The following is a 17543-nucleotide window of genomic DNA, read 5'->3' as shown; positions in this document are numbered from 1 at the left end:
TTTCTATTTTAAAAGATCGATTATATTGATCTCTTGATTATCAATTTAAATCAGTTAAAATGTTGCTTTCAAGCTAAAGGTATATTCAGGCTTTAAAGGTATACCTGATAAAGTTTGATTATTCCTAACACGAGGTACATATTCAGGATCCAAGCCAGAATCATTAAATGTTAGAACACCTAAATTTCTTACCTGTACGCCCACATTCAGAGCTCTTAATTTCAAAGGCTCTACAAACTTCTTAGGCAAATCATAGTTTAAAATCACTTCTTTGAATCTAATGTGTGAAGCACTTTCTACTCTATTGTCTGATAATCTGCTATAACTTCCAAAGTAACTACCTATTTGACTAAAATCTGTTGGCAGAACAGGAATATCTGTATGAGCCTCGTCTCCTGGTTTTTGCCATCTTTTTACATAGTCCTCATGCACGTAATTCCTACTCAAAGAAGTGTTTAAGTCTGAATAGTTAATGGTAGGCACTCTAAACTTGTGACCAAACTTATAGGTAAACAATGTACTTAATGAAAAACCTTTATAACGAATCACATTTGACCAACTACCATAAAACTTCGGAATCAGGTTTCCTTCATATTTTAAGGCTTTAGGATCTTCCAACTGGGTTTCATGATCAATAATTTCACCCTTTTCATTGTAAATTTGAGGCAATCCTTCATTCGATAATCCTGCCCAACGATAACTATACATGTAATGCAATGGTTTTCCTACCCTGGCTACTCCTCCAATATAACTTGACACGGTTTCATCAGGCATTTCAACCTTTTCAACTCGGTTCTTATTGTAACTGAAATTCAGAATACTGTTCCATTTCACTCCTTTGTTTAAAACACCTACGTTCACACTTGCATCAATCCCCTTATTGGTCATTTCAGCGAAATTCATCAGGGCACTGGAGAAACCATAAGTAGAGTTTAATGATACATTACCCAATAAGTCGGTACTGTTTTTAGAATAATACTCTATCGATCCGGATAGTCTATTCGAAAACAATGAGTAATCAACCCCGACGTTTACCACTGCAGTTTTCTCCCATCGAAGATTCGGATTTTTCGGATTCTTCAAATAGGCATATTGATGCTGATCCCTGTAATCCTTGGTAACTTCAGCAATTAAATACGGACTTGTATTTTTATCAACATTACCATTGGTACCATAGGTTAATCTAAGATTCAATCGATTCACAAAGTCCAGATTTATAAAATCTTCTTTATGCATCTGCCAGTTCAAACCCGTTGACCAAAGCGGAACGTTACGATATTTAGAATCTGCACCAAATAGGTTCGAATCATCCAAACGTGCACTTGCCGTTAAGGTATATTTATCGTTGTAGGTATAGGCCATATTCCCGTAATAAGACACAAAACGGTCTTCCAAATGACCAAAGGAAGTATTGTCCCCAATATTTCTTTTTTGTCCACTGATAGCTGTTGTATATCTCTCATTGTGATTTACACTGATATACTGCAAACTTTGAGGATCATACCCATATTTACTGTAAGAAGAACTTTCACTTTCATATTTTCTGACCTCCATACCTGCAAGAGCATTTAACTGATGCTTGTTATCATCAAATGCACGATTAAAATTCAATTGCCCTCTGGTAGTAAAAGTTCTATACTTTGCAAAAGACTGATTGAAAATATGACCTTTGGGGAAATTGCTGATGATCTTTCCATCTTCAATATAGGTGAATGTATTTACACGACTTCGAACCGTATAAGTCTCTTCATTATACAAACTTTCACCTTCCTTATTTCCCCACTCATACTGATATCTTCCTTCAAAATCAAGTCCATCAACAAGCTTCACATTAACACCAACATTCATACGAATATCCGTGTTCTTTATGGTATTGTCTTTATTCTGAAATTCCTGATACAAGTTGTAATCCCAATTGTAAGGATAACCTTGTTCAACCAAACTTTCCTTTGTTGGTTGATAGTAAGATTGTGGCTGCGGAATGTAGTTCCCGTCAGCATCTAATATGGTTTGATATTGTGGAACTCCAAGAATACTTTGGATTCCAATTCCGTTGTTATACTGATTTCTAAGTGTAGTAGAAATTCCAGCATTCACATTGATGCGATCAGTAATTTTGGTATTGATTTTTAAATTCGCAATCAAACGATCATTTTGATTCTCCTTAGAAGATGATTTGTTATCATCGTAACTCAATGAGAGACGATAGTCACTATTATCACTGGCTCCACTAATTGCAATATTGTATTGTTGACGAACAGATTTTCTTAAAAACAGATCTGCAAATTCGTCTCTTACATCAACTTTTTTAAACTGATTAATGATAGCATCTGCTTCAGCTTGATCGATTTGTCCATCATTTAGTTTTAAAAAGGCATCCATACCCTGGGTAATCGGATATTGATTTGCACCCGATGGTAAATTTTGCCATCCATTGTCGGCAAGAAATTTCTCCACCTCTAAAAACTTCTCAGTAGAAGCAAATGGCAACTCGTATAAATCAGGATGATCAGCAATGGATAAAGTTGAAGAAAACTCAACAATTGGTTTTCCTTTCTTCGCATGTTTTTTCGAAACAATTACAATAACACCATTGGCAGCACGAGCACCCCAAATTGATGCTGCAGCTGCATCTTTCAAAACAGTCATACTTTCAACGTCGTTAGGATTTAAGGTTTCCAAATCTCCCTCGATAGGAAATCCATCAACAACATATAAAGGTTTGCTGTTTCCTTTCATTGTACTAATTCCTCGGATAGTAATATTTCCATCACTGTCAAATAATACACCTGCAGCCTGTCCTTCCAGCTTATCTACCACATTTAAAGTTGATTTTTGATCCAAAACCTCTGAATCTACCTTTTCGAATGCACCTGAAGCTCTTTCTCTTGAAATAGATTGGTAACCGGTTACAACCACCTCAGCCATTTGTTCTGTATCAGCTGTCAGGCTTACATTTTGAACAGGTTGGCCTTTATAGGCAATCTCTTGTGGTAGCATTCCCACAAATGAGAATACCAATACTGCGTTATTGCTGTCAATTTCCAACACATAATTTCCATCAATATCTGTAGCAACACCAACTGAAGTTCCTTTAATTACGACAGATACTCCGGGAAGAGGCACACCTTGATCGTCGGTTACCTTTCCTTTGATTTCCTTCTTTTCCTGCTCAACAGGTTGCTCGTACACAGGAGCTTTTTTGCGAATTACCACAACATTATTCTCTATGTAGTATTCCAAATCAGTTCCTTCCAAGCAAGATGTCAAGGCATCCTCTACACTTACATCCTTTAAATTGATTTCGTCAATCTTTACATCTGCCACCATACCTTCGCTATACACAAAAGTATAGTCTGAGAGAGATTTTAGTTCTCTGAAGACTTCTTTTAAACTCGCATCTTCCATTTTCATGGAAACCCTTGTTCCTTGACTATATCCTTCTGCCGAAACGGTAAATATTGCCAGAAAGAATAAAATGGCTGTTAATTTCATAACCCTTAAGGTTTTTCTCCAGGCATTACTCAAGCAATGCCCGAAATCATGATTTTTTTTCATAAATTTGGGTTGTTAGTTACTATTTAGCGCATTCGCACTGCGCTTGATTTAATTAATTGGGGATGTTAGCGCATCCCCTTTTTTTATTTTATTTTATCAGGACGCAAAGCCTTGCGTCTCTGCTATTCTACCGTGATCACCTTTCCTTTTATCGTAAACTTGGCATCGCCAGTTCCTTCAATCAGCGAAAGAACATCTTCAATCTGTCCGTATCTCTGAACGTCAACCGAAAAGATCTTGTCCTTTACAGTTGAGTTGGCAAAAAATACTTTGATATCATACCAACGAGCCAAATCGTACATGATGTTTTCCAATCTTCGACTATCAAAAATAAACTGACCGTTCTTCCAGGCTGTAACCTCCTCGATATTTGCCACTACACTCTTTAACGAATTTGTACCTTTATCAATTACGGCTTGATGCCCTGGGCTTAATAAAATCTGCTCTCCCCTGGTGTTGTTCACTTTCACACTTCCCTCAACCAAAGTTGATAGAATTTCGGCCTCATCATCGTAAGCTCGCACATTAAATTCTGTTCCCAATACTTTCAATTCCATTCCATTGGTCTCTACAACAAAAGGCCAATCCTTATTGCTCTTTACATCAAAATACAACTCCCCTTTAGCAATTACCTTTCTTTCCTTACCAGAAAATTTCGAAGGAAATTCCAAATAAGAATCTGCATTCATCCATACTTTGGTTCCATCGGGTAAATTCACTTGAAATTCTCCTCCTATGGGAGTCACAATACGGTTCATTTTATAAGCTTCACCAGCCAGCAATTCCTCATCATTAATTTTTAACTGATTGCTATCTCGCTCTACCAAAAGATTCTCCTTCGATCGAATCACTCCTGAAGTATCCTTCGATAAGTCGACCACCTCTCCATTCGAAAAATAGATGACTGCATTACTGCTTCCCGGCTCAATTTTCTGCACATCGGCCAAACCAACTTCATATTCCGGAGTTTTGTGTAGCAACAAGAATCCAATTGCCATAGGAATCAATAGAACTGCAGCATAAGCCAGCCATTTCTTATAATCCAGACTCGACTTGATTTGTTTCTCTAATTTGTTCCAGGCAGCTTCCTGATTAAATTCATCGTATGCAAAACTTTTCTTTAGGATTCTTTCTTTCGAAACAATGCTATCGAAAAGCTCTTGCTTGCCTGAATCTTGCAGCCAGTCTTGCAGTTCCTTTTCTTGTTCTGCATTCAATTGGCCTTTTAAATGACGAACAATTAAATCTGATATATTATTCTCTGAAATATGCATATTCTTTCTTGGTTTGTTACTAAGAAACGGATGAGTAAAAAGTGGGTGACAGTATCATTTTTTTTTCTCAATTTAAAAAAAGAAAGTCAAAAAGTCTGGAAAGGATTAAAAGTTGAGAAAAGTCTAGAAAAGCCAAACAGTCTAACCGTCAGAAAGGATCATGAGTAATGAGTAATGAGTAATGAGTAATGAGTAATGAGTAATGAGTAATGAGTAATGAGTATGTAAAGTTCGGAACTCATATCTACTTCCGCAACTTTATACTTTATACTTTATACTTTTTATCCTTATCCTCGAGACCTACAGAGCTGGCTTAAGCCGTAAAGCTTGCAGATACCCACTGATAAATATCTGCTATGCTAATAGCAACAACAGTACCCAATGAATTCCCTTTAATTTCCCACGCAGAAATTCATAAGCTCGTTTTTTCAATGTTTTTACCGTGTTCACGGAAACATTTAATTCCTCAGCCATCTCAGGGTTTGTCAAACCATTCATAGTCATCAGAATAATCTTACGAGATTGAGGAGAGAGTTCTTTTATGGCTTCATAGATTTGAGAGTGTACCTCTTCTTCAACAATGGATTCTTCGGCATACCAATCGGATGATAAAGCTTTGATATCCTCCTGCGATTTTTGTTTTACATCTTGATGACGAAGGTAATTTAAACAGGCATTGCGAACCGATGAATACAAGTAACTTTTAATGGCAGTATAACTTTCTATATCGCTGCGCTTGTTCCATAATCCTAAAAAAGATTCCTGAACCAAATCATCACATACTTCTGCATCGGGAATAAAATTTCTGGAAAATCCACATAGAGGACGATAGTATTCCTCAAAAATCTTTTTGAAAACTACCCGATTCCCTTGTGACAATTGTTTTAACAGTAATTGATTTTCCATTAAAAGTCAAAAATAGAAATAGATATTGGAAATACAAATTGGTAGCTTTTTGAAATCCCATTAGCAATAAAGACAATTCCACAAGTACATCTCAACAAACTACATTTCAATAATCATTATGAGTAATTACTTATCCTATCAACTGTTAAACAAAGTTAAATTAGCTGAGTTTAAAAAACTTGACACATTTGACAGGTGGAATTGTCATAACATTTATTTAACTTGGGTGGAAATTTTGGAGAAGACAACCCACCGGCTGGTCATCAAACAGGTAAAACTTGGCCGTCGCACTTGCAAGAGGAGGCCGATGGGCTCGCTCCAAAAATAAACTAAAAATTTATTTAATCATGGATTATCAAACTGATTTTGATGCATGGAAAGAACAAATTGAGAATTACCCTAACAATGAGGTTAAATTGCCAAATCAACCCATTGATGAATTTGCTGCTAACGCAGAAACTTTAGCCATTGAAGCTGTGAAAGACAAAGAAGTTCTGCAAAAAGCAGGATTGGATGTTACTTTAATTGACGATCTGAATCCTTTGGCTGGTGCTTTACGGTTTTGCCAGGCACAATGGATGAGCGAATACCGTGCCCGACAAGAAGCACAAAAAGAATGGTTGGAACAATCTCCAGCTGCTTATAACTTGAGAGATGAGTTGCTGCATCATTTTAGTTTCGCTTTTCGCAATACTCCTGATCTTAAAAAGAAGGTCATGAGAATACGCGAAGGTGGTGGACACTCCGATATGATTCAAGATTTGGTTGAGCTGGCAGTTTTAGGTGAGAAAAACTCTAATGAATTAACCAATATTGGTTTTGATGTGGCAAGTTTACAAACTGCCAGAACAACCTCTCATAATATGTCGGAATTATTGGCTGCTTCAAATGGTTCCAAAGATGAAAGTAGTGCCAATAAAGTATTACGCGATAAAGCCTACTCTCTTCTTGTTGAGAGAGTAAGTCGAATTCGTGAGTATGGTCGTTATGTTTTTTGGAAAAATGAAGAACGTAGAGAAAAATACTTAAACGATTAAATCCTGAAACCCTTAATTTTATTAGTCCCGAGGCAGCTAACACCCTCCCATCGGGACTTTTTTGTATCCCACTGGCAACTTGTACCATTTAATTGGCAGTCTGATGCATTCCTCAGGCAACAATTGGCAGCCAATTGGCAATTTGACAACTTCCCGAGGCAATAAGTGCTAGCCAATTGGCAATCTGAACAATACCATTGGTAATAATTCTTATTCAATTGGGAAATTTCCCTGTCCGTCAGCTTTTCCATTTTCTCTGTCAGTGGCAAATGTTTGAGTAATCTTGTAAATTTTAATTTGCTTCCAATGGATTAAATCTCCTCCTTTTATAAACTGTATTTTTCTTAGTATTAACTCTTCAAAGTCATAAGGAAAAACAATTTATAGTATCTATTAAAAAAAGGAACAAGTACTTTAGGCACCTGCTCCTTTAAAATAATTCAATAAACACCGTTAGGAGTGTTCGTTTTTTGACGGCATTACTGAATAAATTTAATTTCTAAAACACATTACAAACAATTACAATACTATGTATTAATTCATTCTAACAATTCAATTGCATTTCTATTAAGAATTAAAACATGTATACTTAGAAGCTGAATACTTTTAATTTAGTTCAATTTACATTGTAAAATATTTCTAACCCAAAAGGGTAAAATACAATCTAAACTTAATCTTATGGCTTATCTGAAAAGTTCTTCCAGTTTTTTCTCTAAAGACTCTCCACGAAGTTTATCATCCATTACTTTTCCGGTTGATGCATCTACAAGGAAAATAGCTGGAATTGTTTTTACAAAATAAAGGTCATCCACGCCTTTTTCATTCAGTAGATTGGGCCAAGCCATATTTTCTTTGTCCAATGCTTTTTCCCATGCTTTCTTATCTTCATCTTTTGAAATACTAATGATTTGCAGCCCTTTCGATGCATACAATTCATACATGTGTTTCAGATTTGGTATCTCTCTTCGGCAAGGACCACACCACGAAGCCCAAAAATCAATCAGGACGTATTTTTTACCTTCCATTAATTCTAGAGAGTTAAAGTATTTTCCTTCTCGATTAGCCAATGTAAATTCAGGAACTGTTTTGTTTACCAATCTTTCTGGGAAAAGCTCTTTTTTCACCAATTGTCCGTAGTAAGAATTTTTAGCTGCCTCCGAAAATTGTTCGTATAAGGGAATTTGCTCATCGGTAAAATAACTCATCGACTCCAACATTACCAAAGGTCCCCACCAAGAATCTTTGTTTGCCAAAATCGTCTCATTGGTCGTTTTCTCTACATTAGTAAAAAAGTCTTTTTCAGCTTGGGCAAAAGCTTTGTAATCATCTGTATTCCTTAACGAATCTGCAACAGCTTTACTTTTAGCATTCCTTACAGCTGCTAAAATCGCATCATGATCTTTGTAATATTTTTCATGTTGTACCCCAAATTTATCTTTAAATGTCAATTTCTCCTTGTAAAGATCATTTGTGTTTGAACCACTTACCTGAACATCAGAAAAATCAACAAAAGCCCTATTATTACTTTCCCGAAAAACAGCCTTTGCTTTTAAGCTGATCTCTGAATCTTCAAGCATTATTCTAAGAACTCCAAAGTAATCAGCTACTTTAAGGTAAAATAAACGAGGTTCTTCCAGTTTACCTGAAAATTCAAATTTTCCGTTGGTCACAATTGCACTGGCAACAGGCTCTTCTTGTTTATGTGTTGCCCCGGGAATCAATTCTAATTTTGTTCCCTCTTTCAAGCCATTTATTTCGCCTGTTAATGTATAGCTAACATCGGTTTGTGCACATGCTGTGGCTATTAAAGCACACAACATAATAGTCACTCCTAAAATACTTCTTTTCATTTGTTTTATTTAGATTTTTAAATACTTAACCTGAAGCAGATGATCAGTTTCGAAAAGCATTACAAATTATCGATGATCTGTAAGCTTTATCAGACATCTAATTCTAAGTCTGTTGTTTTAAGATTTTGAAATTTATTATCAATGATTTTTTTAATAGTAAGCACAATCGTAGCCTAACAAAACAGTGGTTTCGTTCATGAAAACTTTGATGTTCTCCTGTTCCTGTTTCCTGAGGGAGCCGAAAAGCAATGTATCATTCGGAAGAATCCTATTGAGCGAAGCTGAAGCATTTGTTAACGAGGTAAACAAATTCTTCGATAAACTCAGAATGACAAGCTGCTTTTCGGACAGCCTCAGGTTAAGATACTATTTGTTTAACGAGGAGTGTTTTGTGTCAAAGTACCATTTCCCGGGTTACTTGTGGCTCCCATCGGGAAAGGCATCACCCAGAGGTGTGAATCTGGAGCTAATTCTAAACTTTGGTTGTTGAAAATTTTAGTTAGAGTCTGTGCATAATTCACATCCTTGTTAAAACGTTTGGCATCCCAAAAAGGAATGGCAGTTTGCACGTATTCATTTGCTTTTTCTTTGCGAATGTAAGCAATTGCCTCTTCGGTACTAGTAGCTGCAAGATCGATATAATCAGCATCAAAAATTCGTGTCTTTCGAACCGTATTTAAGCTTAGCATGGCTTCATCCAAATTAGCTTGTCCGCCTTTTCGTGCCAAACATTCTGCTTTGATGTAATACATTTCGGGTGTGGTAATTCCCCCGGCATTAAATTTATCGGATCGTATGCCATAGTAAATACTATCTGGAGCCTGATACTTTTTCTTCCATTTAGAGGCAAAACGGGCATCTCCTTCTTCAAATTGAGCTGCTCTCGACAATGTAAGTGCCGCATTGGTTCCCGATTGTCCAGAATTTTTATACGAACTTGAACCATAACGAAAAATGTAATTCTCAGGACTGGTCATGGTTTTGGAAGGGTAGCTTGTTGACCAATCGTTCTCCTTTTCAATCTGCTCTTGGTTCTCTGCGTAGTATTCTTTCCAATTAAACAATTGGCTGTTCTGATCTAAGGCATTCTGAGCATAAAGCAAGGCATTGGTGTAATCTCCCATTTGCAAATAAACCCTTGCCAGCATTGCATACCCACAAGCTAAATTCGGGTGCAGTACAGTTGCACTCTCAATAGGTAGATTTGGAATTGCATCTGTCAAATCTGTAAGAATGAATTCATACATTTTTGCAATGCTAACCTGTTCCGAAGTTGCTCCCATATCGGCACTTGTAATTAAGGGTACTGATAATTTAGTAGCAGCCGTTGCTTCATCGTACTGTTCAGCATAATAATTAGTCAGGTGAAAGTAATTCATCGCTCGCAACACCTTAGCCTGAGCAATCAATTCCAGCTTTTCGGCATCGGTAGCATCGGTAGCATTTGGCACATTGTTAATCATTAAATTCCAATACGAAATGGCGGCGTAAGAATAGTAGTAAGCTTGTTCATCTGAATTGTTTTGAATAATTCGATCCTCATTTCCCATCCAATTGTAATTGATGGAGGTTAGGGAAATGTAACTCAAAGTACTTGGACTTTTGTACACATCATTCAACAGATTAATGGCTTGTGCTGCATCATTTAAATGATTGTATTCGTTACGAATAAAAGCTTCATAATCGGCTAAACTTGTGGGTATTTTTTCTCCTTTAGGCAACACATCCAGGTAATTGTCGCAAGAGAGAACAACATGGCTGCCATAAGGCTGATCGTTGCGATATATGATATTTTGTATTTCATAATTCTCTTGTATTAACGGTTAAAAACTTAGATATACTCCACCAACAAATGTAGGTCTCTCCTTAGCTCCCAACATGTATTCCGCTTTTTTCTCGAAGGCAAAAGTCTTTAGGTTTTCTACATTAAATTGAACTCTTGCACTGCCTAATTTTAATTTATTGCACCATTCTGAAGGCAAATGATAAGCCAATGATATGTTGTGAATCTTCACATAAGAGGCATCCAACACGTGAATATCGGAGTAATTGTACATTGATTCACGGTAATAGTTGTATTCCATATGGTTGCCAGAGAAAAGTAATCGGGGAACATTGGTACTGTTTTCATCCCCCGCCTGCTTCCATCTGTTTCGGATGTCTTTACTAGTTGCATTTATAATCCCTGAACCATATGGATCGGCCATATTAATTTTAGGAATGTTGGTATTACGGACTTTATGACCTCCTGCATACAGCAACAAAACTGACAGATCAAAATTCTTGTACGAAAAACCATTCATGATGGAGCCACTATACTTAGGAACTGTGGTTCCACTGAAATGAATGTTATCCATATTCGTGTAATCCGTAGAAGTTTTATTCCCATCAACATCATAAATCTGAGGTTCTCCCTGATCATTCAATCCAGCCCACTTGTAGGAATAAATTCCATTAAATGCATTATTCACCCTAGGAAATGCTTGTGGATAATCAAATTGTAAGACATAAAAAGGTGCTTCCACATTAATTTTGGTCACATTATTTTTATTGTATCCCAAAAGGAAACCTGCATTCCAGTTAAAATCTTTTCCTTGTATGATATCTCCCTGTAAATTTACTTCGAATCCCTTATTCTCCATTGATCCATTATTAAATGCAAGGGTATTATATCCAAATCCTTCAGTTGGTGTACCTTGCTGATTGGCTAACAAATCCACACTCTTCTTTTTATAAACATCAACAGAACCTGATAGGCGGTTGTTTAACAACGAAAAATCAGCCCCTGCATTTATTGTTGTTGTTTTCTCCCATCGTAAATTTGGGTTTGGCGGGGAGGAAATGCTGCCATAAACTCCTCCGACCAAAGAACTAGTGCGGTAACTTGCCGTTAAGTAGGGAGCGGCATCCTTGGCAATGTTCCCTCCAATACCATACGAGGTTCTTACTTTCAGCATGTTTACCCACTCTACATCAAAGAAATCTTCTTTGTTTACGTTCCAGTTTGCTCCAACCGACCATAATGGTTTGTTCTGGTACTTGGAGTTGGTTCCCCAAAGATTGGAACGATCCCAACGAATACTTCCCGATAAGGTGTACTTGTTGTTGTAGCTGTAGGCTGCGTTCGAATAAAAAGAAACAAAACGATTCACCAATTCACTTTGACTTGCTAAATCTGTGGAAGATAACGAAGCCCATGAATTCATCAAACCGGAAAAGCCACCTGTTAGTAAGGGTTGGTTTAAATACTGAGAACTTAGCATATCTGAATCATAACCATAACGGGTTTGATCACTATATTCCAGTTTGCTGTGTCTTGTCTCCGATCCTACAATCCATGTAATTTGATGTTGCTCTTGAAAAGTTTTGTTCAAATTCAATTGTTGTCTGAAATTGTATGAATTTGAGAAATGATTCTGATCGTAGTAAATGTCTCCTTTGGGAAGGTTATAAACAGCAGTTCCATTAGAATTGCTTGCAAATTTATTAATGGTTGTACGAGTTGAATAGGATTCCAATTCATTTAAACGATGGTAACGATTTACGCCATATTCGTACTGAAACATCGTGTTATAACTTAACCAAGGTGTTAATTTCACATCTAATTTGGCGTAGGTTCTGTTGCTAAATTCTTTTCGTTTTCCAAGATTTCGATCCAATTCATCAAGTGGAGTAAGGTCTAAACTGTATAACCCGTAATTCGAAACATTATCGCGAACAGTTTTCTTCACTTGCGAAGCTACTGTTGCAAGATTTCCATTTTCATCAACCAAACGGTCATAAGGGGAAGCTGTGAATCCGGCCGAATAAGATGATAATAAATCATAAGTTTGTTCTGTTGCCTTTTTGTAATTAACATAAACACCAACATCTGCTTTCAGCCATGGAGTAATTTGCAAAGAATTCATGATGTTTAATCCCAGCTGATCACTTTTGGAATAAATATCCTCTTCTCTGTTCTTTTTATAAGTTGCCGAAAGTTTAAAATTATTCTTTTCTGTAGCTTTACCTACACTTAAGTTGTATTGCTGATATAATAAATCACGTTTGGCATATTTGGCAACATCGTCGTATAATTGATATTCTCTAGAAGCGAGTTCAGTTAACTTTGCATTGGCTTCATCTTCCGAAATTACACCAGAATACTGGTCTAATAAAACATCAATACCAGCACTCGGCCATTTGTAATTATTACGACGATTGTCAGCTTCTGCCTGAGCACGATCCAAACCATTATTTAATTCCGGATTAGTGGCTGCCCACTCTTTTTCCAACTCAATAATATCAGCTGAATTAGTTAAGTTTCCTGTATAATAATCGTATGGTTTCCATGTTAATGTACTTGAAAAATCAACTTTAACTTTTCCTTTTTGAGCCTTTTTGGTTACAATAACCACTACTCCATTGGCAGCTCTGGCTCCATAAATAGAAGCAGCAGCAGCATCCTTCAAAATGGTAATGCTCTCAATATCTTCCATATTAAGCTCTGGAGCATTTTCAGTAATACGTCCATAATTATCAATACTTGTATTCTCAACAGGAAAACCATCAATTACATACAAAGGAGAAGCCATTGCGTTCATCGTTGAAACACCTCGAATAATTCCATCGGAATAACCTGCAACCTGTCCTTCCAATACGTCTGAAATACTGCTTAACCTACGGGATTCCATCGTTTTACTGCTCACCTTTGAAAATGATCCTGTAGAGCGCTCTTTTGAAATTGTCTGATAACCAGTCACAACTACTTCAGCCATTTGTTTTGCATCGGTAATAAGAGTTACATTTTGCAGTTCTTGTCCTCTATAAGCAATTTCCTGAGAAATCATCCCCACAAAAGAAAATACCAAAACCGCATTCTCGTCTTCCAACTCTAAAATATAATTGCCATCAATATCAGTAGCAACACCTGTGTTGGTTCCTTTGATTACAACAGATACCCCAGGAAGTGGCATTCCATCTTTATCCGTCACCTTTCCTTTAATTTCTTTCTCTTGTTGTTCTACTTCAATATCTGGCTCTGTTTTTTTGTCTACAACCATAATCACATTTTCTTCGAAGCGACATTCTAAACTACTTTTGCCAAAGATTTCATTTAAAACTTCTTCCACAGTTTTACCAGCGGCATCGACGCTTACACGATCTAATTCCTGAATTTTTTCTTCACTGTAAATAAAACTCAAACCTGTTTGATACTTGATTTCATTTAGCACTTCCAATATCGTAGCATCTTCAAATTCGAAACTAACTCGCTGGTTTTGCGAGTAGACTCCTGCCGTTGCACTTAGAGATAGTGCCAATGTTAAAAAGAGTACTAGTTTCATTTCCAATAGGATTTTCAGCCATTTCCGTTTCGGGAAATGAACCAACAAATGATTTTTTTTCATAATTTTGTATTGAAATGAGTTAACATTTGAATAGAAACCACCAAGTATCTATTCGATTATTGATTTCAAAACGGGAGGATCTGCAAATCCTTCCGTTTTTATTTATACCGATTTGTTTCTAAAATGCTGAATTGCTTCATTTCTATCGCATTTCGCCATTAGAAATCTATCGGCATAATACGTACAGCATTATAAGATCAAAATCGTATTAGGTTCTATTTTGCCATCACTACTATGGTATTTTTGTTGATTTCAAATTTTGCATTTGAGGTTTCCTGTATAAAATACAACAAACTTCTCACGTCAGCATATCTTTCCATATCCCCTGAAAATCGATAATTTTTACATTCTTCATTCATGTAAAATATCTTCACATTGTACCATCGTTCCAATCGAAGCATGATATTTTCCAAGGATTCATTCTCAAAAACAAAGTCGCCATCTTTCCAGGCAATATATGGTCGTACATTTACTTTTTTGATATCTATTTTACCTGATTGCATGTCTGTCAAACCCAATTCGCCAGGCTTTAATTTTGATTCTTCCCCTCTTGGATTCGCTCTTACACCAACCGATCCTTCAACCAAAACTGTTTTTATCTCATCCTTATTGTAGGCATTGATACAAAACTCCGTACCATACACTTTAACTTCCTGATTGTAAGAATTTACAACAAACGCCTTCTTTTCATTATGAGCTACATCGAAATACGCTTCTCCCTTTAGATACACTTTTCGAATATTACCCGTAAATTGAACTGGATATCTTAATTCCGAATCAGCATTCAGCCACACTTTGGTTCCATCTGCCAATTGCATATTAAACTCGTTTCCGCGTTCAGTTTTTAATGTATTGTAGATTAGTTTATCTGATTTTGTAGCGCTCTCGGTGTATTCAAGCCCTGTTTCAGAATCCAATTGAATTAAGGAACCATCCTCTTCTTTGATCTTTTTGCTTTGATCCTCGATATCAACTTGCCTTCCTGTAGACAAAATCAATTGAGCACCTTTCTTTCCAGGTTGAATAACTTGATTTGCCACAATCATTTCCTGATTTTCCTGGTATTGATTCCATAAGTAAGGGATGGAAAGGCTTAAAATAAGAATTACACTGGCTGCAGCTGCAATCCAGGTAATGTAACGAACACTAGAGTTAATTCGATTCTCAAACTTCTTCAGTTCTTTGTTGGTATCAATTTGTTTAGATTTTAAGCTCCAACGCACAAACAAAGATTTTTTCAGAATCTTCTCATAGATCTTTTGGTTCTCTTCAGAAGAATGAATCCATGTTTCCATAGATTTCTTCTCTTCTCCATTGAGTTCACCTGAAATGTAATCTACAATTTCCTGGTATTTCTGATCACTAATGTTCATTTTCTTTCCTGTATATGTGTACTTTCACTACAAGTACAGGAAAAAATCAAAAACGGTTGACAAGAATTTCTATTTTTTTAAGAAAAAGTATAGAAGAAAGAAATCTCCAAGTTTCTCGGAACTAGCTCTAAGTGTTTTAAGTGATCGTACCAAATGGGTTTTTACTGTTTGAATTGAAACATTCAACTCATCAGCAGCTTCCTGGTATTTCATTCCTTTTAAATAAATACATTTTACCACCTCACGTCCACCAGCAGGCAATTTTTCAACTTCCTCTAGAATTTTGGCTATTATTTCTTCTTTATTGGATTCAAACTCATCATAGATTTTATCAAAACTCTCAATATCAGTAGTATTTTTGAGAATATCTACTTTTTTAATTTTATTAAAACAGGCATTTTTAACCGCTACATGCAGGTAGGAAGCTAATTTGTCAGGATTCCAATTGTGGTAAGTTTTTTTTCTCCAAATACCCACAAAAAGATCTTGCACCAAGTCTTGAGATTCATCCATATCATTTAAAAAAGTATCGGCCCAAATCACTAAGGATTCAAAATACTTTTTAAATAGTAGATTCATTCCCTGCTTATTATCAGCAGCTAACAATTTACATATGTACTTATCGGTGGTTCTCATGGTTGAATATGGTGCCTCAAAGCTTGCAATTTTTTTTGTTTTGTGCAAACTGTAATTTTTCAATACCTGGAAACCATTCCTCAACTTGTTTCAGGACCAGGAAAAGAATAAATGCCCAATTCCTTATATAAAATTTGTGCATTGCGGCAGTTGATGAATATTAGTCCAAAATAAAAAAGCAGCCACTCCCAAATGTGGCTGCTCCATCTACTAATCAACATATCTATTTCATCTATCCCTCAGAATGATTTCGAGTAAGTTTTTAAAAATTTACTAGTAATAGACAACATAGATAAAAACTTCTATTATTACGACTTTAAAATCGCATTAGGCTATGAAATAAAGTCTATTTTAGTTCTTCATTTAAATAGCTTACAGACCACAAGGTTTTCCTATCTTCTTCGCTAGCAAGTGCTATTGATTTTGCTGCAACTTGCTTTGCCTCTTCACTTCGACCTGCTTTATGGAGTAACTGAGCATAGACATCGGTGTTAAAAAATTTGGTTTCCAACTCCACCGAACGCTTGATGATAGTGATCGCTTTGTTTAATAAATCTTCGCTTACCTTTTGTTGAGACATTACAACACCCACAGCATTCATATACAAAATCATCCAACTGTTCATTTCATATTCTAATGCATAATCAACTGAAGCAACCATATACTTTTGCCGATCACCCAATTCTCTTACTTTTGCCAGTTCCATCCTTGCAAGAATTTTCGCTCCCAAATAAGAGTCCAATTCTACTATTTCCTTTTCCTTTAGAGCCAGTTCTTCTGCTGTTCCTTTGCGTGACACAACAGTTAACTCATTCATCAGAACTGTTTCGATATACTGATCTACAATTACTTTATCTACTACAGCATAAAATTCTTTTTTGTTTTTCAAAATAAAATGAAAAACAGGACTAGAGCTGGTCTTAGCTACTGATGTGATCAAATTATAATCATCTGCATTAATCAATTCTTCTGGTTTACATTGATTAAAGATTTGTTCGGTAGCTTCTTTTGCATCGGCTCCTGCTTTTGATGCCTGTGCAAGATACTTTCGAAGGAAAGTTAAACTGCGGTCACCATCTTCATAGCGTTGGGCAATTGCATTCCAATTGTTTGTTGAGTCCATAGCCAAAACTGCGGCATCGAGTATCTTTTTAGCCTTTCCTCCACCTACTACCCGGTGTTGCATCCTCCCTTTGGAGTCCAACCACAGAAGAGTTGGGAATGCTTTAACCTGATATTTTTTTAGTAAGTTTTTCCCCTCATCCGATTCCATATCCATCTTTAGGTTTATAAAATGATCATTGTAAAAACTGCCAACCTCTTCTAAGGTGAAAATATCGTTTGCTAATCTTTTACAAGGGCCACACCAAGTTGTGTAACAATCCATGAAAACCATTTTATTTTCCTGTTTTGCTTTTGCCAAAGCTTCGTCAAATGTTGTTTTTTCAAAATTGATTCCCTGGGAAAAAACACTACTACCATAAAATAGAATAAGGACTGATATGAGTATCTGTTTCATTTG

The 17543-nt window shown here is 36.3% G+C and carries 10 protein-coding genes; 1 reads left to right on the top strand and 9 read right to left on the bottom strand.

Features of this window, described 5'->3' with window-relative positions; genetic code table 11:
- Positions 1 to 54 precede the first annotated feature (54 nt).
- The 3 genes from JCM15579_RS13305 to JCM15579_RS13295 form a co-directional block, all read right to left on the bottom strand.
- Positions 55 to 3558 (bottom strand): SusC/RagA family TonB-linked outer membrane protein, encoded by a 3504-nt coding sequence (locus JCM15579_RS13305; RefSeq protein ID WP_054720925.1) that lies wholly within the window; start codon positions 3556 to 3558, stop codon positions 55 to 57.
- Between the two features lie 122 nt (positions 3559 to 3680).
- Positions 3681 to 4832 (bottom strand): FecR family protein, encoded by a 1152-nt coding sequence (locus JCM15579_RS13300; RefSeq protein WP_054720923.1) that lies wholly within the window; start codon positions 4830 to 4832, stop codon positions 3681 to 3683.
- A gap of 354 nt (positions 4833 to 5186) precedes the next feature.
- Positions 5187 to 5738: an RNA polymerase sigma-70 factor gene (locus JCM15579_RS13295; protein WP_054720921.1), complete on the bottom strand. Its 552-nt coding sequence runs from the start codon at positions 5736 to 5738 to the stop codon at positions 5187 to 5189.
- A 347-nt stretch (positions 5739 to 6085) separates the two neighbouring features.
- On the opposite strand from JCM15579_RS13295, the gene JCM15579_RS13290 reads away from it, so the two are divergent.
- On the top strand, positions 6086 to 6775 hold the full coding sequence (locus JCM15579_RS13290; protein WP_054720919.1) for a hypothetical protein: 690 nt from the start codon (positions 6086 to 6088) through the stop codon (positions 6773 to 6775).
- Positions 6776 to 7458: 683 nt separating this feature from the next.
- Here the strand turns inward: JCM15579_RS13290 and JCM15579_RS13285 are convergent.
- From JCM15579_RS13285 to JCM15579_RS13260, 6 genes are all read right to left on the bottom strand, one after another.
- Complete coding sequence (locus tag JCM15579_RS13285) at positions 7459 to 8625, bottom strand: TlpA disulfide reductase family protein (protein WP_054720917.1); 1167 nt, start codon at positions 8623 to 8625, stop codon at positions 7459 to 7461.
- Between the two features lie 374 nt (positions 8626 to 8999).
- The gene (locus JCM15579_RS13280; protein WP_218186169.1) at positions 9000 to 10349 is read right to left on the bottom strand and encodes a RagB/SusD family nutrient uptake outer membrane protein; all 1350 of its coding nucleotides are present in this window, start codon (positions 10347 to 10349) and stop codon (positions 9000 to 9002) included.
- A 99-nt stretch (positions 10350 to 10448) separates the two neighbouring features.
- Positions 10449 to 14012: a SusC/RagA family TonB-linked outer membrane protein gene (locus tag JCM15579_RS13275; protein ID WP_054720913.1), complete on the bottom strand. Its 3564-nt coding sequence runs from the start codon at positions 14010 to 14012 to the stop codon at positions 10449 to 10451.
- Between the two features lie 215 nt (positions 14013 to 14227).
- Complete coding sequence (locus JCM15579_RS13270; protein WP_054720911.1) at positions 14228 to 15385, bottom strand: FecR family protein; 1158 nt, start codon at positions 15383 to 15385, stop codon at positions 14228 to 14230.
- Between the two features lie 69 nt (positions 15386 to 15454).
- Positions 15455 to 16069 (bottom strand): sigma-70 family RNA polymerase sigma factor, encoded by a 615-nt coding sequence (locus tag JCM15579_RS13265; protein ID WP_157471474.1) that lies wholly within the window; start codon positions 16067 to 16069, stop codon positions 15455 to 15457.
- A 298-nt stretch (positions 16070 to 16367) separates the two neighbouring features.
- Positions 16368 to 17540: a thioredoxin family protein gene (locus JCM15579_RS13260; protein WP_054720909.1), complete on the bottom strand. Its 1173-nt coding sequence runs from the start codon at positions 17538 to 17540 to the stop codon at positions 16368 to 16370.
- Positions 17541 to 17543: the final 3 nt, after the last annotated feature.

This window comes from Marinifilum fragile JCM 15579, assembly GCF_001310955.1.
Classification (GTDB): Bacteria; Bacteroidota; Bacteroidia; order Bacteroidales; family Marinifilaceae; genus Marinifilum; species Marinifilum fragile.
The sequence above is the reverse complement of the archived record's forward strand: the minus strand, read 5'-3'. Positions and strand labels throughout refer to the sequence as shown.